Source organism: Nonomuraea gerenzanensis, from assembly GCF_020215645.1.
Classification (GTDB): domain Bacteria; phylum Actinomycetota; class Actinomycetes; order Streptosporangiales; family Streptosporangiaceae; genus Nonomuraea; species Nonomuraea gerenzanensis.
Window position 1 is genome coordinate 275,697 of the sequence record NZ_CP084058.1, and the last position, 16,626, is coordinate 292,322.

At 71.1% G+C, this 16,626-nt stretch carries 18 protein-coding genes; 5 read left to right on the top strand and 13 right to left on the bottom strand.

The features are described from left to right. Window positions 1-22: 22 nt before the first annotated feature. Both LCN96_RS01440 and rho read right to left on the bottom strand, forming a co-directional pair. Entirely contained in the window at window positions 23-1,063 is a 1,041-nt protein-coding gene (locus LCN96_RS01440) for a putative RNA methyltransferase (RefSeq protein WP_225270783.1), read from the bottom strand. A gap of 27 nt (window positions 1,064-1,090) precedes the next feature. Beyond that, complete coding sequence (rho, locus tag LCN96_RS01445; protein WP_225270784.1) at window positions 1,091-2,242, bottom strand: transcription termination factor Rho; 1,152 nt, start codon at window positions 2,240-2,242, stop codon at window positions 1,091-1,093. Between the two features lie 376 nt (window positions 2,243-2,618). Between rho and LCN96_RS01450 the strand changes: the two genes are divergently transcribed. From LCN96_RS01450 to LCN96_RS01460, 3 genes are all read left to right on the top strand, one after another. Further along, on the top strand, window positions 2,619-2,759 hold the full coding sequence (locus LCN96_RS01450) for a hypothetical protein (RefSeq protein WP_225270785.1): 141 nt from the start codon (window positions 2,619-2,621) through the stop codon (window positions 2,757-2,759). A gap of 75 nt (window positions 2,760-2,834) precedes the next feature. Further along, the gene (locus LCN96_RS01455; protein WP_225270786.1) at window positions 2,835-3,509 is read left to right on the top strand and encodes an MBL fold metallo-hydrolase; all 675 of its coding nucleotides are present in this window, start codon (window positions 2,835-2,837) and stop codon (window positions 3,507-3,509) included. A gap of 25 nt (window positions 3,510-3,534) precedes the next feature. Next, window positions 3,535-4,398 carry a hypothetical protein gene (locus LCN96_RS01460; RefSeq protein WP_225270787.1) on the top strand — a complete coding sequence of 288 codons (864 nt, stop codon included), beginning with the start codon at window positions 3,535-3,537 and terminating at the stop codon, window positions 4,396-4,398. 80 nt (window positions 4,399-4,478) lie between these two features. On the opposite strand, the gene LCN96_RS01465 is transcribed toward LCN96_RS01460, so the two are convergent. Further along, complete coding sequence (locus LCN96_RS01465) at window positions 4,479-6,380, bottom strand: sensor histidine kinase (protein WP_225270788.1); 1,902 nt, start codon at window positions 6,378-6,380, stop codon at window positions 4,479-4,481. 62 nt (window positions 6,381-6,442) lie between these two features. On the opposite strand from LCN96_RS01465, the gene LCN96_RS01470 reads away from it, so the two are divergent. Next, entirely contained in the window at window positions 6,443-6,871 is a 429-nt protein-coding gene (locus LCN96_RS01470; RefSeq protein WP_225270789.1) for a hypothetical protein, read from the top strand. Here LCN96_RS01470 and LCN96_RS01475 read toward each other — a convergent pair. Further along, window positions 6,868-7,245: a hypothetical protein gene (locus tag LCN96_RS01475; RefSeq protein ID WP_225270790.1), complete on the bottom strand. Its 378-nt coding sequence runs from the start codon at window positions 7,243-7,245 to the stop codon at window positions 6,868-6,870. The two genes, LCN96_RS01470 and LCN96_RS01475, sit on opposite strands and share 4 nt — an antisense overlap. Window positions 7,246-7,318: 73 nt before the next feature. On the opposite strand from LCN96_RS01475, the gene LCN96_RS01480 reads away from it, so the two are divergent. Beyond that, window positions 7,319-7,846, top strand: coding sequence for a DUF6886 family protein (locus tag LCN96_RS01480; protein WP_225270791.1), 528 nt, complete (start codon window positions 7,319-7,321; stop codon window positions 7,844-7,846). On the opposite strand, the gene LCN96_RS01485 is transcribed toward LCN96_RS01480, so the two are convergent. The 9 genes from LCN96_RS01485 to xylA form a co-directional block, all read right to left on the bottom strand. After that, window positions 7,812-8,789 (bottom strand): ketopantoate reductase family protein, encoded by a 978-nt coding sequence (locus LCN96_RS01485; protein ID WP_225270792.1) that lies wholly within the window; start codon window positions 8,787-8,789, stop codon window positions 7,812-7,814. The genes LCN96_RS01480 and LCN96_RS01485 overlap by 35 nt on opposite strands. A 19-nt stretch (window positions 8,790-8,808) precedes the next feature. After that, a complete protein-coding gene (locus LCN96_RS01490; RefSeq protein WP_225270793.1) occupies window positions 8,809-9,540 on the bottom strand; it encodes a glycosyltransferase family 2 protein in 732 nt (243 codons plus the stop codon). Between the two features lie 72 nt (window positions 9,541-9,612). Continuing rightward, window positions 9,613-10,143, bottom strand: a complete 531-nt coding sequence (locus LCN96_RS01495) for an AAA family ATPase (protein ID WP_225270794.1) — start codon at window positions 10,141-10,143, stop codon at window positions 9,613-9,615. Beyond that, window positions 10,140-11,762, bottom strand: a complete 1,623-nt coding sequence (gene lysS / locus LCN96_RS01500) for a lysine--tRNA ligase (protein ID WP_225270795.1) — start codon at window positions 11,760-11,762, stop codon at window positions 10,140-10,142. The genes LCN96_RS01495 and lysS overlap by 4 nt, the downstream gene beginning before the upstream one ends. Before the next feature lie 40 nt (window positions 11,763-11,802). Beyond that, window positions 11,803-12,057, bottom strand: a complete 255-nt coding sequence (locus LCN96_RS01505) for a hypothetical protein (protein ID WP_225270796.1) — start codon at window positions 12,055-12,057, stop codon at window positions 11,803-11,805. Window positions 12,058-12,071: 14 nt separating this feature from the next. After that, on the bottom strand, window positions 12,072-13,421 hold the full coding sequence (locus tag LCN96_RS01510; protein ID WP_225270797.1) for a S8 family serine peptidase: 1,350 nt from the start codon (window positions 13,419-13,421) through the stop codon (window positions 12,072-12,074). A gap of 130 nt (window positions 13,422-13,551) precedes the next feature. After that, on the bottom strand, window positions 13,552-14,655 hold the full coding sequence (locus tag LCN96_RS01515; protein ID WP_225270798.1) for a Gfo/Idh/MocA family protein: 1,104 nt from the start codon (window positions 14,653-14,655) through the stop codon (window positions 13,552-13,554). Continuing rightward, a complete protein-coding gene (locus tag LCN96_RS01520) occupies window positions 14,652-15,395 on the bottom strand; it encodes a sugar phosphate isomerase/epimerase family protein (protein ID WP_225270799.1) in 744 nt (247 codons plus the stop codon). Before LCN96_RS01520 ends, LCN96_RS01515 begins: the two co-directional genes overlap by 4 nt. Beyond that, the gene (gene xylA, locus LCN96_RS01525; protein ID WP_225270800.1) at window positions 15,392-16,543 is read right to left on the bottom strand and encodes a xylose isomerase; all 1,152 of its coding nucleotides are present in this window, start codon (window positions 16,541-16,543) and stop codon (window positions 15,392-15,394) included. The genes LCN96_RS01520 and xylA overlap by 4 nt, the downstream gene beginning before the upstream one ends. Window positions 16,544-16,626 lie beyond the last annotated feature (83 nt).

Below are 16,626 nucleotides of genomic sequence, written 5' to 3' on the forward strand. Positions count from 1 at the left end.
TAACACCAGTCGCACAGGTCCGTCAAGGAACAGGTCTTGAACGGTGTGCCGGCTCGAAGATAGACAGATGAAACGCGGCGCGCGTTACTACTTTTTGCTGTCTTTTCGCGACATTTCGGGATACAACTGCGGCGATTCGCTCGTCGAGCGTGTCCGCCTGGTGATGCCACGCACTCGGGCCCATCCCGACGACCTGGGCGATCTCCTCAAGCCCCAGCTCCATCTCGAACTCGATCGCGTGCCGGCCCGTCTCGGCGAAGCCGTCGAGGCTGCGCGCGACCCTGCGCTCCTTCTCCTCATCGACGGAGAGCAGCCCGAGCTCCTCAACGAGCGGGCTGAGGTGCGCCGGCGCGGGCGTGACGACCACCGCCGCGCCTCCCGGCCGCAGCACGCGCCGGAACTCCGGCCCGTTCCTGGGCGCGAAGACGTCGATCACCACATCGGCCACCCCGCTCCTGATCGGAAGCGGGCGCCACACGTCGGCCACGAACGCCCCTGCCCTGGGATGCACCCGCGCCGCCCGGCGTACAGCGTGCTTCGACACATCGAACGCCATCCCGATGCCATCGTCCACCGCGTTGAGCACGGCCGCCAGGTAGTGCCCGGTGCCCGCGCCCGCGTCGAGGATCACCGGCGCGGTCCTGCCCTCCGCGCGGCGCTCATCGACGACTTCCGGCCCCCGCCCGCCGCCCGCAGGCGCCGCGCCGGAACCGGCCTCCACTCCCGCCCCACGGTACGCCTTGATGTCCGCGCCGTCATTCGTTTCGGTGCAGGACTCATGTTTTCCTGGAACGTTCTCCCGTAGCAGGTGTGCCCGCACGGCCCGCGCCACCGCGTCCGCCAGCGGCGCGTAGTGACCCCGGTCCAGGAAGGCCGCCCTGGCGGCCACCATCTCGGCGGTGTCGGCGGTGCCCGGCTGCCCCGAGCCGGTCAGGAGGCTCACGTAGCCCTGCTTGGCCACGTCGAAGCTGTGGTTGCCGGCGCATCGCACGCTCGCCCCCGCCAGGCGCAGGTCGGCGCCGCAGACAGGGCAGATGAGGTATTCGACGATGTCAGCCAGCATGGGCCCATTGTCGTGCACGAACGCCGGTCAGGCGGCGTTGGCCGCTTCGAGGAGGAAGGCCGCGTTGGAGGGGGTGGAGCGCAGCTTGTCGACGAGGACCTGCAGGCTCTGCTGCTTGTCCAGCGTGGTGAGCATGCGCCGCAGCCGCCACACGACCTCCTGCTCGCCGGAGTGCATCAGGATCTCCTCGCGCCTGGTGCCGGAGGCGTCGAGGTCCACGGCGGGGAAGAGGCGGCGCTCGGCCAGCTCGCGGACGAGGTGCAGCTCCATGTTCCCCGTCCCCTTGAACTCCTCGTAGAGGTTGTTGTCCATCCGCGAGCCCGTGTCCACCAGGGCCGTGGCGAGGATGGTCAGGGAGCCGCCGCCCTCCACGTTGCGGGCGGCGCCGAAGAAGCGCTTGGGCGGGTAGAGCGCGCGGGCGTCGATGCCGCCCGTCAGGACGCGCCCGCTGCCGGGCGGCGTGACGTTGTTGTACGCGCGCCCCAGCCGCGTCAGCGAGTCGAGCAGCACGACCACGTCGCGCCCCGACTCCACCAGGCGCTTGGCGCGCTCGATGACCAGCTCGGCCAGCGTGGTGTGGTCGCGGTCAGGGTGGTCGAAGGTCGAGGCGAAGATCTCGCCGTCGATGGAGGCGCGCATCTCCGTGACCTCCTCCGGGCGCTCGCCCACCAGGAGCACCATGAGGTGCACCTCCGGGTGGTTGCGGGTGATCCCGGCGGCCAGGGCCTGGAGGACCATGGTCTTGCCGGCCTTGGGCGGCGCCACGATGAGGCCGCGCTGCCCCTTGCCGATGGGCGCGAACAGGTCGATGACGCGCGTGCTGAGCGACTCGGTCTCGATCGAGAGCCGCTCGGCCGGATGTACGGGGGTGAGCCGGTCGAAGTGGGGCCGGTCGCGCCACGAGGTGGCGCCGTTGACCGACTCGACCCTGGCCAGCCGGTTCCCGGCGAAGGACGCGGTGACGTGGTCACCGGGACGCAGGTCCCACTGGCGTACCTTCTCGGGAGTCAGGCGTACGTCGCCCGGCCCCGGCAGGTGGCCCGCCCGGATGAACGCGGACTTGTCGCGTACGTCCAGGAAACCGTCCACCTGGCGGAGCGGCTCGGCGGCACGCTGCTCAGGAATGGTGTGCACAGACATGATGAGCCCCTTGGGGGAGATGCGCCGGAGGCCTCGCACGAGGACCGGCGGGTGATGAAGGAAAGGAGGCCGGGGCTCTCACGAACAGGAGGGCCGGGGCCGACTTGGAAGATCAGGCGGAGCTGAAGCTCTACGCCTGGTGGCAAGATACCACACCGTCCAGCCCATACAACGCCTAGCCCTCTTGGGCTATTCCGGGGCTGTTATCGGCGCTTCTCCCGCGCATCCGGGCCGCGGCGCGTGACAATGTTCTTCTCGGCACCGCGCAGCGAGGAAAATTACCGCGCCCGGTGTGCCGAGCAGCACAGAACCCCCGTCGGTGCAGCGTCATCGTGTCAAGTGGCATGCAGGGTCCCTGCAACTCGGTGAGGGTTCCATAGGGACGAAACAGAAAACTCCTTGGGGGAGCACCATCATGAAGACCGTCAACTGCCCGCGGTGCCACCACGAACTCGACGAAGGCCCGATCATGTACCGGTGCGCGAACTGCTGCCGCGCCGTCTACGCCGCCGACCTCGAGAACGAGTACGTTCCGGCGCAGCCCGTGGCCGCCTAGTCTGGGCGCGTGCCGCATCAACCGATAACCGTGTCAGGCGTCGAGGTGACACCCCTCTGCGACGCCGTGGGCCCCATGGGAGCGGCGATCCGCCGCCCACCGGCCGAGCTGTTCGCCGGCTCCGGTCTGCCTGACGAGCCGTGGGTCCTGCACTTCCACTGCTACCTGATCCGCGACGCCGCGGACCGGCTGACGCTGGTCGACACCGGCATCGGCGCCGCGGACTCGCCGGCGTCGAGCTGGGCGCCGGTTCCCGGCACGCTGGCCGGTGAGCTGGCCGCCGCGGGCGTCACGCCCGCCGAGATCGGCACCGTCGTCCTGACGCACCTGCACAGCGACCACGCCTCGGGCGCGGTCGCCGATGGCCGGCCGATGTTCGGCAACGCCCGGTACGTGGTGCAGAAGGCGGACCTGGACGCCGCCCAGGGGCCGGTGCTCGACGACGTCATCACCGTGATCAAGGCGCAGCTCCACGTCGTCGAGGGCGACGCCGAGGTGGCGCCCGGCGTGCACGTCCGGCACACCCCCGGTCACACCCCCGGCCACCAGATCGCCCGGGTCGGCGACCTGGCCATGACCGGCGACCTGGTCCTGCACCCCGTGCAGCTCGACGACCCTGGCATCCGCTACGTCTACGACGACGACCAGGAGGCGGCCGCGCGCATCAGGGCCGAGGTGCTGGCCGAGCTCAGGGCGGAGCGGGCGATCCTGGCCACCGCGCACTTCAGCGAGCCGTTCCTGCGTCTGTGATCAGGCTCGGGCACCATGTCGTGTCATGAAGATTCTCGTCGCGGCGGCTGCCGTCGCGGTCATCACCACCTCGCTCCCCGCGTCGGCCACCGCACCCGAGCTGTCCGGGGCCGCCGTGTACGCCAGCCCCTCAGGCAACCAGCTCAGCCGGTACCAGGGCGGCGGGTGGAGCACGATCGCCAAGTCCGGCGCCATGCCGCAGTACGCGGCCTCCCCCGACGGCAGGAAGGCCGCCTGGGTGACGACGGGCGGCCTGCTCCAGGTCAGGGACGGCGCGCGCACCAGCACGATCGTGAGCGGCCTGCAGGGCGGCACCCCGTGCCTGACCCCGGTCTGGTCCGCCGACTCCAAGCAGGTGGCCTACGCCCAGGGCGGCGACACGATCATGGCCGTCAAGGCCGACGGCAGCGCGGCCCCGCGCAAGCTGGGCAGGTCGGCGGGCGTGTGCCACCTCGCCTGGTCCGCCGACGGCCGCTACGTCGCGGGCTACACGGGTGAGGCGAACGCCCTCTACCGGCTCGACGTCAAGACCGGCAAGGCGGCCAGGGCCAAGGGCGTCACGTGGGTCACGCACGTGCAGAGCCTGTCGCCGAACGGCCGCAACGCCGTGATCGAGGTTCCCGCGAACCCCGACACGCTCGGCGACGGGAGCTGGCCGACCGCGTTCAAGCCGGTCGTCCTGGACATGGTGACCGGCAAGAAGCGCGCCCCGGCGGTCAAGGGCAAGCTGATCGGCGCCCTGTACCTCAAGGACGGGCGGATGGTCGTCCGGGTCGCCGGCGCCGCGCACAACACGCTGGTCGTGCTCGACGGCGCAGGCAAGGAGGTGCAGCGCCTCGCCGAACCCGCCAAGGCCAGGAAGCAGGCGCTGCTGCAGGTCCTCCCCTAGGGGCCTCACCTGCCGGTCGGCGCGGGCTGGTCGGCAAGGGCCTTATCCGCCGGTCGGCGGGGGCTGGTCAGGCAAGGGCCTTACTTGCCGGCCAGCGCGGGCTGGTCGGCGAGCAGGTCGGCGGGCAGGGCCACCGTCGCGGTCAGGCCGCCGTACGGCGACGGCACCAGGGCGACCTTGATGCCGTGCCTGGCCGCGAGCCGGGAGACGACGAACAGGCCCAGCCGGTCGCTCTGTGCCAGGTCGAACTCGGGGGTGTCGGTCAGCCGGTCGTTCAGCTCGTCCAGCTCGGTGCGGGGCAGGCCGAGACCGCGGTCCTCCACCTCCACGACCAGGCCGTGCGGCGTGGCGGAGCTGCGTACGTCCACCCGGGTCTGCGGCGGCGAGAACAGGGTGGCGTTCTCGATCAGCTCGGCCATCAGGTGGGCCACGTCGGTGACCGCCGCGCCGAGCAGCGCGACGGGCGGCGGCTGCATCACCTCCACCCGCTCGTACTCCTCCACCTCGGCCACGGCGGCGCGCAGCACGTCGAGGATCGGCACCGGGTTGCGCCAGCCGCGGCCCGGCGCCTGATCCGACAGGATGATGAGACTCTCGGCGTGCCTGCGCATGCGCGTGGTCAGGTGGTCGAGCTTGAACAGGTCGGCCAGCGTCTCCGGCGCCTCGGTGGCCCGCTCCATGCTGTCGAGCTGCAGGAGCTGGCGGTGCAGCAGCGACTGGTTGCGCCTGGCCAGGTTCACGAAGACCTGGCTGACGCCGTGGCGCAGCCTGGCCTGGTCCACGGCGGCCTCGACGGCGGTGGACTGCACGTCGTTGAAGGCACGCACGATGTCGGCCACCTCGGAGGTGTGCGCCTTGACCTCCAGCGGCGCCACCTCGGCGGCCGACGGCGGCTCGGTGTTGGTGCGCAGCCGCTTGACCAGCCCGGCCAGCCGCACCTCGGCCAGCTCCGTGGCCGCGTCACGCAGCCCGGCCAGCTCGCGAACCAGGCGCTTGCGGAAGCGCAGGGAGAGCAGGATCGAGGCGACGACCGCGATGAGGCCCACACCGCCCGCCACGCCGATCTTGACGAGCATGCCGACGGCGGTCGGCGTCACCCGGCCCACGATGCCCTGGGTGGCCTTGGACTGGGCGTGGTCGACCGCGGTCCACAGGTTCTGGGCGTCGATCGGCCAGGTGGCCGCGCCCGCGGGCAGCCCGTTGATCGTCGCCTGCCCCTTGATGCTGTCCTCGGCCCGCAGGAACTCCTCGTAGACCGGCGAGTCGGCCAGCTTCCTGTACGGCCCGCGCAGGTTGCCGTCGAGGTGCGACAGCGCCTGGGAGAACAGCAGCCGCCTGGTCGCCACCATCCCGGTGAACGACTCGCGCTCACGCGGCTCGACCCGGCCCCTGGCCAGCACGATCGCGATCACCGCGCGCTCCCTGGAGAGCACCTCCTTGGCCTCGCCGAGCATGGTCACCGCGCGGGCCTGCTGGTAGAGGGCCATGTCGGGGACCAGGACCATGGCGTCGTACATGCGGAAGGAGGCGTCCACGATCTGGCTGTAGCCGTCGATGACGTCAAGCGGCGCGACGAGCGTGCCGTCCACTTCCTTGCGTACGTCGGCGAGCTGGTCGAGCTTCACGTTCAGGGCGCCGACCTGCGTGTTCAGCTCCGGCGACAGGTCGTTCAGCTCCTTGATCCGCGAGCGGAAGGTCTTCACGGCCCGGTCGGTGCGCCCGCGCTGCCCGGCCATGGTGTCGGCGCCCTGCCCGGTCACCAGGAACTCCACCGAGGCCAGCCGTTCGTTCTGCAGCTCGATGGTGACGGTCTCGGATGGTCGCGCCAGGTTGGTCGCCAGGTCGTTGATCGACAGCAGGCGCAGGCCGGCGCCGCCGGTCAGGCCCGCCGCGAACGCCCACAGGCCCACCAGCGACAGCAGCGGGACCAGCAGGAGGATGAGGAGTTTCAGCGCGATGGGGCGGCCACGCGTGGGGGACATGCGACCTCCGGGTGCATGATGAGATCGCCTCGCAGAGTACACCCCCCTTTGGAAGGATTTCTGTGCGTCTTCCGCGTTCTTTCTCCGGCTGGACCATCGCGGTCTTCGGCTTCCTCGCCTTCGCGCTCGGCCTGCTCGGGTTGATCTCGCCCGACACCCTGCTGGCCATGCTCGGTTTCGAGGTGCTCGACGTGCGTCCCGCCGGTGACTACACGCTGGTCTATATGGCCGCCAGCTCGATGGCGGCCGTGAACATGGGCGTCTACTACCTGTTCGCCGCCTCGCACGACTACACCCCGTTCTTCCGCTGGACCGTGCCGTTCAGGCTCGTCACGTTCGCGGTCTTCACCACGCTGGTCCTGACGGGAGCGGCGCCCGGCAAGTTCTTCGGCGTGGGGCTCTGGGAGGGGCTGGGAGCGGTGATCACCGGATTCGCGCTCTGGCGCGAGGGCAAGCTGCTGCCCTCACGCCAGAGCGCGAACGCGGCCTAACGGCGCTCGTCACCACCGGCGACGAGACGGTCACCGGAGCGGTCGCTGTGCGCGGGCTCGCTGTGCGCGTGCTCGCGTTCCAGCTTCCGCTCCAGGTCGCGCTTCTCGTCCTCCAGCCGGGCGACCCGGTCGGAGGCCTCGGCCCTGGCACTGCGCAGCCGGCGGCGCTGCTTGGCGGTCCTGCGCGAACCCGAGCCCAGCATCCACAGTCCCAGCAGCAGGACGACCGAGACGGCCGCCCCCGCGAGGAACATCTCGACGTGGTTGGGCTCGAAGGTGTAGCCGAACAGGATGTACCTGGCGCTCTCCTCGGTGAGCACCAGAGCGAAAGCGGCGCCGGCGAGCAGGATCAGGAGAACTCCCAGTACGATCATCCAACTCACCCCTTGTCGTAAGAGGCGGTTCCTCTGCCCCTAGATCGGCGTGGTATGCGCGATGATGGCGTCCATGAGACCTGAACGGGGCGAGGTCCTGCACTTCTCGGAAGACCCCACGATCGAGCGCTTCGTGCCGCATGTGGCGGCGACCAGCAGGGAGAGCGAGCCGTACGTGTGGGCGGTCGGCCACGACCGGTGCCCCGACTACTGGTTCCCCCGTGCCTGCCCGCGCGCGATGGCCTGGCCCGGCCCGCGCACCACCGAGGCGGACCGGGCCAGGATCATCGGCGCGGGCTGCGGCGAGCGGGTGCACGCCATCGAGTACGGCTGGCTGAAGGCGTTGATGGAGGTGCGCCTGTTCGCCTACCGCCTGCCCGCCGGCAGCTTCGCGCCCATCGGCGACCCGCCGCACGCCATGGTGTCCAGGGCGCCGGTGACGCCGCTGGGCCCACCGGAGCCGGTGGGCGACCTGTTCGAGCTGCACGAGGAGGCGGGCATCCAGCTCAGGGTGCTGGACAACCTGTGGCCGTTCTGGAACGAGGTGACGGGCAGCAGCCTGGAGTTCAGCGGGATCCGGCTGCGGAACGCGCGTCGATGAGGTGCTGAAGGATCTCCAGCGGCATCGAGCCGGGCGGCTGCTTCTCGCGGGCGAACCGGTTGGCCTCGCGCCGCAGCGTCTCGTTGACCGGGGTCGCCACCCCGTGCTCGCGGCCCAGCAGGACGATCTCGCCGTTGAGGTAGTCGGCCTCGATCGAGCCGGCGGACCTGGCCAGGCTCTGCCACGACGACCCGCCGCCGCGCTCGACGCCCTCGATGGGGCGCGCGTCGACCTGGTGGCCGCGTGCCCGCGCCTCCTCCTCGGCGGTGGCGTACGCGATGCCGGCGTGCTCCAGCACGGCCCTGGCCTCGGCCCTGGCGCGCTCCGCCACCTCGGCCATGCCGGGCACGTGGCCGACGAGCGCCTCGACGGCGTTGCCCAGGTTGCCCAGGAGCTTGGCGTACTTCCAGCGCATCACGTCGGGCACGGCCCGGCCGACGAGGCCGCGCTTGCTCAGATCGTCGGCGATGCGGGCGGCGAGGCCGTCGTCGTCCACAGTCTGTGGATAGCGGCCGAGGTGCAGCATGCCGGAGTAGGGGTGGCCGTGGGCGGCGATGACACCGGGCTGGGGGAGCTGTGCGGGCAACCACACGCACATGCCGTAGACCCGCTCGAACCGCCGCAGGACCATGCGCTCGTTGGCGACGCCGTTCTGGGCGCACACCACGGGCAGGTCGGCCGGCCAGGGCGCCAGCGCGGCGATCGTGTCCTGGGACTTGGTGGCCAGGATGAGCACGTCGTCATCGCGCGTGGGCACGGGGCCGTCGGCGGCGGGGATGTCCAGGGTCTCTTCGGACTCGGGGGTGATCAGCCGCAGGCCGTCCCGCCGTAGAGCCTCGTAGTGGGCTCCTCTGGCGATGAGAAGAACCTCGTGCCCGCCTTGAGCCAGGCGGGCACCGATGGTTCCCCCGACTGCTCCTGCTCCGATCACTATGTAGCGCATTGTTGAAGAATGTCACTCCCTACTTGGCGAGTGCCACTTGGGCCTGCGCGGCCGTCACGGCGGTGCCGCGTGCGCGCTCGCGCCAGATCGTCCTGAGCACCCGCCAGCCGTCGCGCACCGCGTTCAGGTTGCTGACGCCGTGGATGCGGGAGCGCTCGTGGCTGGGGACCTCGCGGATGATGAGGCCGGCCTGGGCGGCGCGGACGTTCATCAGGGTCTCGATCTCGAAGCCGTCGCAGTCGAGGTCGAGGGCGTCGAGGTGGCGGGCCCAGAAGGCGTTGTAGCCGTAGCACAGGTCGGTGTAGCGGGTGCCGTAGAGGAAGTTGGTCAGGCCGGTGAGGACCTTGTTGCCGAGCGAGCGGATCGGACTGAGGTCGTCCGAGCCGCCACCAGGGGCGTACCTGGAGCCCTTGGCGAAGTCGGCGCCGTTCATGAGCGTGGCGACGAAGGAGCGGATCTCCCGGCCGTCGGTGGACCCGTCGGCGTCGATCATGACGATGATGTCGCCCTGGGCGGCCTGGAAGCCCTCGATGAGGGCGTTGCCCTTGCCGCGCCGGCTCTGCACGACGACCCGGAGGTCTGGGCGCAGCCTTCGCGCGACGGCGATGGTGTCGTCGGTCGAGTTGCCGTCGACGAGGATCACCTCGTCGATCCAGTCGGGCAGCGTCGCGAAGACGTGGGGAAGGTTCTCGGCCTCGTTCATCGCGGGAACGATGACACTGACGCTGGCGGCGAAAGGCTGCTTGTTCATGTCACCAAGGTTCTCCGTGACGCATGCAGCCCGCTTAACAGCTCCTTGCATAGATCGTCGTATGGCGAAATCTCAGGCGATTTGGGCCTCCCCGGCCCTGGAGATGATCTCGTCCACGGTCTCCTCGACGCTCTGCCGGGAGGTGTCGAGCCAGAGGCCGAGGCGCGGTGTCTGCTCCCGAAGCGCCGCGTCTAGCTGGGCGATCGTCCAGCCGCCCGCGTAGCCGGTCTTGGGACGGGCGGCCTCGCGGCGCGCCACCTCGGCCGGGTCGGGGGCCAGGACGATCACGTGCAAGGGACGCGTACGGATGAGCTTCGTGAACAGCTCCAAATCCCCACCGAGAATGACATCTTGAACTATTGGTGTGAATCCGGCGTCAAAATACAGATCCGCTGTTTTAGCTGCGATTCGGTAACGAAGATGAAGCTGGAGCACCGACTCGTCGGTCAATTCCGGTGTCATCTCGGCGCGCCCGCCCACCACCATGCGCCGGAAGGTGTCGCCGCGCACGTGGGCCGAGCGCGGCAGGCGCTCGGCCAGGGCCTGGGCCACGGTGGACTTGCCGGCCGCCGAGACCCCCGTGATCAGGACGGCCCCTCTCACGCGCCGACCAGCTTGCGCACCCGGTCGGCGCCCACCGCCATCAGCAGCGTGGGCAGCCTGGGGCCGGTGTCGGAGCCGACGAGCAGGCGGTAGAGCAGGGTGAAGAACGCCCGCTGCGCCGCCTTCATCTCGGGCGTCGGCTTGGCGTCCACCGGCAGGCCCGCCTGGAGCTTGGGCACGCCGTACACCAGAGCGGTCAGCCCCTCCAGCGTCCAGTCGTCGAGGCCGTCGGCCAGCAGCCGCAGCCCCTCGCGCTCGCCAGGCCCGAGGGAGTCGAGCAGGTCCTGGTCCGGCGACTCCCGCACCCGGGTGCGCTGGTCGGCGGGCAGGTGCAGCTCCACCCAGCGCTCGGCCCTGGCCAGACGGGGACGGGCCGCGTCGAGCGTCTCGACGCCGTCGAGGTCGCGCAGGATGCGCAGGGTCTGCTCGGCGTGCCCCGTCGTGATGTCCACGACCGAGGCCAGCGTGCGGTAGGCGACCGGGTGCGGCGTGCCGGGCAGCGGGCCCGCGGCCGTGCTCACCGCCCGGTTGTAGGCGGCCAGCTCGGCGGGCTGGGCCTGCCCGGCGGCCACCTTGCGGCCCAGGGTGTCCCACTCGTCGTAGAGGCGCTGGATCTCCTGGTCGAAGGCGATCTTGAAGGACTGGGCCGGCTTGCGGCGGGCGTACAACCAGCGCAGCAGCGGCGCCTCCATGATCTCCAGCGCGTCGGACGGGATCGGCACGCCGCCCTTGGAGCTGCTCATCTTGGCCATGCCGGTGATGCCGACGAAGGCGTACATCGGGCCGATCGGCTGTTGCCCGCCGAACACCTCGCCGACGAGCTGGCCGCCCACGATCCACGCCGAGCCTGGCGAGTGGTGGTCGACCCCGGACGGCTCGAAGATCACTCCCTCGTACGCCCAGCGCATCGGCCAGTCGACCTTCCACACCAGCTTGCCCCGGTCGTGCTCGGCCAGCCGCACGGTCTCGCCGAAGCCGCACTCGCAGGTGTAGGCCAGCTCGGTCGTCTCGTCGTCGTAGGCGGTGACGGTGGTCAGGTCGCGCTCGCACAGGTCGCAGTACGGCTTGTACGGGAAGTAGTCCTCGGGCTCCTGCTTCGCCTCGCCGGACTGCTTGAGCCGGTAACGCGCCAGCACGGCGTCGATCCTGGCCCGCTCGCGCACGGCGGTCAGGATCTGCTCCCGGTAGGCCCCCGAGGTGTACTGCTCGGTCTGGCTGATGGCGTGGTACTCCACGCCCAGCTCGGCCAGGGCCGCGACCAGCGGCGCCTTGAAGTGCTCCGCCCAGTTGGCGTGCGTGCTGCCGGGCGGGGCGGGCACCGAGGTCAGTGGCTTGCCGATGTGCTCGGCCCACGACGGGTCGATGCCCGCCGGCACCCTGCGGAAGCGGTCGTAGTCGTCCCAGGAGAGCAGGTGCACGCACTCCAGGCCGCGCCGCCTGATCTCGTCGGCGACCAGGTGCGGCGTCATCACCTCGCGCAGGTTGCCCAGGTGGATCGGGCCCGACGGGCTCAGCCCGGAGGCGCAGACGATCGTCTTGCCCGAGGCGCGACGCTCCGCCTCGGAGATCACGTCGTCCGCGAACCTGGAGACCCAGTCGGTCTCGGCACTGTCAGCCATCGCGCCATTCTTGCGGGTCCGCTCGATTCAAGCCAACGCGTCACCGATCATCCGGCTCCTGCGGCTCGACGCGCGGGTCCGAGAAGACGTCCACGACGTCCGGGGGGATCCGCCCGGCCGCCAGGTCGGCGGCCAGCCGGCGGGCCGCCTCCTCGGTGACGCGCAGCACCCGCAGCCCCGGCGCCAGCGCCACCAGGCCGTAGCCGGCGTCGGCGTCCTCGCCGGACAGGCCCAGCAGGCGCAGGGCGTCGGCGAGGGTGGCCTCCGGTGGCAGCCGCACCTGGATCATGGCCATGTCAGCCGGCCAGGTCAGGCGGCGCGGTTGCGGTTGTGCCTGCCGAGGGCGGCCAGGATGGCGGGCGGGTCGATGACGCCGAAGCCGTAGTCGTGGTCGAAGCCGACCGTGCTGCGGTCGTCGGCGGTGCGGTGCAGCAGCGTGCGCAGCTGCGCGGGCGACAGCTCGGCCGCGGAGCGCTGCGTGCGCACGGCGGCCACCACCCCGGCGGCCACGGGGCAGGCGGTGGAGGTGCCGGTGTCGGCGGCGCCGACGGCCTCGGAGCCGGCGAAGTGCGTGTAGGCGCACAGGTCGGGCTTGCGCTCCGACAGCCGCCCCGGCCCCTGCGAGGAGTAGCCGACCCGCTCGCCCCGCGTGTCGACGCCGCCGACCGACAGCACGCTCGGGTGCGAGTTGGCGCCCGCGATCGACCGGTCGGTGAAGCCGCACCGCCCGTCGGGACACTCGCGCCCGCAGTTGCCCGCCGAGAACAGGATGTCGGCGCCCGCCCCCTCCAGGCTGCCGACGATCACGTTGAACGGGTGCGCCGGGTTGTCGGAGTAGTTGCCGGGATGGCCGGGCGGGAAGTCCATGTCCGGCGAGAACAGGCCCCAGCTGTTGGAGACCACCAGGGACCTGGAGTCGGCCGGCATCGCCTGGAGGACGGTGTTCAGGTGGGAGTAGGCGGCCACCGCGTCCGACAGCAGGCCGTCGGCGGTCGGGCCGGGCTTGCGGCTGAGCAGGACCGGGATGTCGAGCAGGGTCGCCTTGGGCGCGGCGATCAGGGCGTCGAAGGCGCACATGGAGCCGTGGTTGACCGGATACCGGCCCGGCGCCTTCTCCACGCCCGGCGGGCTCCAGCTCCGGTCGGCGTCGATGGTCACGTCGTGGCCGATGCGGGCGGCCACGTGGTCGGCGTTGATGCCGGTGTCGACGATCGCGATGGCCACGCCCTCGCCGTCGTGGCCGGCCGACCACAGGTCGTAGGTGTGCAGCAGCCGCCTCACCTCCTCCCAGTCGCCCACCGGGCCGCTGTCGCCGCAGGTCGGGTGGGAGTGGATGACCGGGTCGGCGAAGACGCCGGCGACCTCGCGCACCGCGGAGGACAGCAGCGAGGTGCGGGTGGTGAGCTCGGCGTCGGAGATCTCGCCGCGGACGAGCACGGAGGCGTCCTCCGGCGCCATCGAGAAGCGCACCCGCTGGTGCAGGGAGAGCGGGGCGCCGGTGGCCGAGACCGGCCTGGGCACCGCCACCGGTGTGAACCCCTGGTCGAGGAGGACTCCGGGGAGCTCGGCGACCACGTCGGAGACCGCGCTGCGGACGCCGGGGTCGATGACCGACGCGACGACGTGGGGGGCCGGGCGGAGCTGGATCAGGACGCGCATGGGATCCCCTTCGGAGTGCTGTTACGAAACGATTACTCAACGTAACAGTGCCCCGCCCGGAAGGTGATGACTCCTTTGTGTAAGGATGAAGTGACTTTCCGTGGACGGCGAGCGCCCGCCGCCCACGGCGTCAGGACAGGGTGGCGGCGTACGGGTCCCAGCCCTCGGGCAGCGGCTCCGGCGTGGCCACCGTGGAGCCCACGGTCCTGAACTCCGCGCGCTCGCCCGACTCGGTGATGGCCGTCATCAGCTCCAGCACGTGCCTGGCCAGCTCGCCCGACGCGCGGTGCGGCGTGCCGGCGCGGATCGACCTGGCCAGGTCGAGCACGCCGATGCCGCGCCCCGCCGTGGTGCCCGACAGCGGCAGCTCCCGCCAGTCGAGGTCGTTCGGCCCGCGGGCCAGCAACGGGCCGTCGAAGGTGTTGGGGTCCGGCAGTGACAGGGCGCCCTCGGTGCCGATGATCTCGATCATGCGGCGGTTGACGGCCGAGTCGAAGCTGAACGTGGCCGTCGCCGTGGCCGAGCCGGGGAAGTCCAGCAGGGCGTTGACGTGGGTGGACACCTCCACGGGGAACAGGGTGCCCGCCTTGGGCCCCGAGCCGATGACGCGCTGCTCGCGGGCCTTGCGTGTGCCGGCCGCCACCCGGGTGACGGGGCCGAGCATGGACACCAGCGCGGTCAGGTAGTAGGGGCCCAGGTCGAACAGGGGGCCGCCGCCCCGCGCGTACAGGAACTCCGGGCTGGGGTGCCACGACTCAGGGCCGAGGCTCTGCGTGGCAGCCGTGACGGCGACCGGCTCGCCGACGGCGCCCGCGCGCAGGGCGTGCACGGCCGACTGCAGCCCGGCGCCGAGGAAGGTGTCGGGGGCGCCGCCCACCCGCAGCCCCCGCTGCTCGGCCTCGGCCATCACCTTGGCGGCCTCGTCCAGGTCCATGGCCAGGGGCTTCTCCCCGTACACGTGCTTGCCGGCGCGCAGCGACTCCAGCGCGACGGCCGCGTGCGCGGCCGGGATCGTGAGGTTGACGACCAGCTCCACCTCGGCCAGGGAGAGCACGGCGCCCAGGGTGCCGGACACCCGGACGTCGTGCTCCCTGGCCACGGCGGCGGCCCGGTCGGTGTCGAGGTCCGCGACGGCGACCACGCGCACGTCGGGGAAGGCGTTGAGATTGCGGAGGTATTGGCCGCTGATGACTCCGGCGCCGACGATGGCGACGCCGACCGGGCCGTTGCTCAAGAGCTCTCCAAGGAGGTGAGGTAGGCGTGGCTGTCCGCGAGCGCGGCGAAGATGTCGGTCGCGCACTCGTCCAGCTCGACGATGCGCCACGCGGCGGGGGCGGCGGCGAGGATCCGCGGCACCGGCATCACGCCCGCGCCCACCGCGACGTGCGGCTCGCCCTTGACCCCCGGGCCGTCCTTGACGTGCAGCGCGTCCACCCGCTCCGACAGGCGGCCGAGCAGGGCGGGCACGTCGGCGCCGCCCACGGCCGCCCAGTAGGTGTCGATCTCCAGGAACACCTGCGGGGCGAGCAGGTCGGCCAGCACCTCGATGGCGTGCCGGCCGTCCACCCGCGGCTCGATCTCCCACCAGTGGTTGTGGTAGCCGATCCGCATGCCGTACGCGGCGGCCTGCTCGCCCAGGGTGTTGAGCAGGTCGGCCGTGCGCGCCAGGCCGTCGCGGGTGGTGAACTCCTCCTCGGCGATGCCGCCCGGGATGATCACCTTGTCGGTGCCCACCGTGGCGATCGCGTCGAAGACCTTCGCGGGCTCCTGGCTGAGCAGCGCGTACGCGTGCGTGCCCGACACGCTGAGCCCGAGGTCGTCGGCGACCCGGCGGAAGCCCTCCGGGTCGGCTGTGGGGTCGTAGGGCTCGACGGCCCGGTATCCGATCTCCGCGATCCGGCTGAGCACGGCGTCGCGGTCGGCGGCCAACTCGTCTCTGACGGTGTAGAGCTGGACACTGATCGGTCGGGTCATCCGCGTACCCCCATGAGGTGCTCCAGCGCGAGCTGGTTGAGCCGGGTGAAGTGGAAGCCGCGGGCGGCGGCGGCCTCGACGTCGAAGTCGTCCTTGGCCAGGTCCTGCCAGGTCTCGCCGGCGGCCAGCGTGGGCTGGGCCAGCTCGTCCACGCGGGAGGCGCGCAGGGCCTCCTGGACCTCGGGGTCGGCGCGGAAGACGCGCGACTTCTCCTTGAGGATCAGGTACGTGCGCATGTTCGCCGCGGCCGAGTCCCACACGTCCTGGGGGTCGTCGGTGCGCAGCGGCTTGTAGTCGAAGACGAGCGGCCCGTCGTAGCCGTGCGTCTCCAGCAGGTCCACCAGGAAGAACGCGCTCTTCAGGTCGCCGTGGCCGAAGATCAGGTCCTGGTCGTACTTGGGGCCGTGCTGGCCGTTGAGGTCGATGTGGAAGAGCTTGCCGTGCCACAGGGCCTGGGCGATGCCGTGCACGAAGTTGAGCCCGGCCATCTGCTCGTGGCCGACCTCGGGGTTGACGCCCACCATCTCGGGGTGCTCCAGCTCGTTGATCAGGGCCAGGGCGTGGCCGATCGTGGGCAGGAGGATGTCGCCGCGGGGCTCGTTCGGCTTGGGCTCGATGGCGAAGCGGATGTCGTAGCCCTTGTCGATGACGTACTGGCAGATGACGTCGAGGGCCTCCTTGTAGCGGCCCATCGCGGCCTTGACGTCCTTGGCGGCGTCGGACTCGGCGCCCTCGCGCCCGCCCCAGCACACGTACGTCCTCGCGCCGAGCGAGGCGGCCAGGTCGAGGTTGCGCATGACCTTGCGCAGGGCGTAGCGGCGCACGTCGCGGTCGTTGCTGGTGAAGGCGCCGTCCTTGAACACCGGGTGGGTGAACAGGTTCGTGGTGGCCGCGGGGACCTTCATGCCGGTCTCGTCGAGGGCCTTCCTGAAGGCGGCGATGGCCTTGTCGCGGTCGGGCTCGACGGCGAGCAGGTCGTCGTCGTGGAAGCTGACGCCGTGGGCGCCCAGCTCGGACAGGCGGTGGACGGTCTCGACCGGGTCGAGGGCGGGGCGGGAGGCGTCGCCGAACGGGTCGCGCGCCTGCCAGCCCACGGTCCAGAGGCCGAAGGTGAACCGGTCGTCAGGGGTCGGTGTGAAATTAGGCATTTCCATCCTTCGCGGGCTTTAGTCCATAATCTGTATTAATCCTGAGGAGGTGGGCATGGTGTCGTCAAGAGGGGTCCGGCATG

Coding starts and splice junctions, on each gene's coding strand:
- LCN96_RS01440 (WP_225270783.1), bottom strand. CDS start 1,063: ATGCTGGCTGACATCGTCGAATACCTCATCTGCCCTGTCTGCGGCGCC.
- LCN96_RS01450 (WP_225270785.1), top strand. CDS start 2,619: ATGAAGACCGTCAACTGCCCGCGGTGCCACCACGAACTCGACGAAGGC.
- LCN96_RS01455 (WP_225270786.1), top strand. CDS start 2,835: ATGGGAGCGGCGATCCGCCGCCCACCGGCCGAGCTGTTCGCCGGCTCC.
- LCN96_RS01460 (WP_225270787.1), top strand. CDS start 3,535: ATGAAGATTCTCGTCGCGGCGGCTGCCGTCGCGGTCATCACCACCTCG.
- LCN96_RS01465 (WP_225270788.1), bottom strand. CDS start 6,380: ATGTCCCCCACGCGTGGCCGCCCCATCGCGCTGAAACTCCTCATCCTC.
- LCN96_RS01475 (WP_225270790.1), bottom strand. CDS start 7,245: ATGATCGTACTGGGAGTTCTCCTGATCCTGCTCGCCGGCGCCGCTTTC.
- LCN96_RS01480 (WP_225270791.1), top strand. CDS start 7,319: ATGAGACCTGAACGGGGCGAGGTCCTGCACTTCTCGGAAGACCCCACG.
- LCN96_RS01485 (WP_225270792.1), bottom strand. CDS start 8,789: ATGCGCTACATAGTGATCGGAGCAGGAGCAGTCGGGGGAACCATCGGT.
- LCN96_RS01490 (WP_225270793.1), bottom strand. CDS start 9,540: ATGAACAAGCAGCCTTTCGCCGCCAGCGTCAGTGTCATCGTTCCCGCG.
- lysS (WP_225270795.1), bottom strand. CDS start 11,762: ATGGCTGACAGTGCCGAGACCGACTGGGTCTCCAGGTTCGCGGACGAC.
- LCN96_RS01505 (WP_225270796.1), bottom strand. CDS start 12,057: ATGGCCATGATCCAGGTGCGGCTGCCACCGGAGGCCACCCTCGCCGAC.
- LCN96_RS01510 (WP_225270797.1), bottom strand. CDS start 13,421: ATGCGCGTCCTGATCCAGCTCCGCCCGGCCCCCCACGTCGTCGCGTCG.
- LCN96_RS01520 (WP_225270799.1), bottom strand. CDS start 15,395: ATGACCCGACCGATCAGTGTCCAGCTCTACACCGTCAGAGACGAGTTG.
- xylA (WP_225270800.1), bottom strand. CDS start 16,543: ATGCCTAATTTCACACCGACCCCTGACGACCGGTTCACCTTCGGCCTC.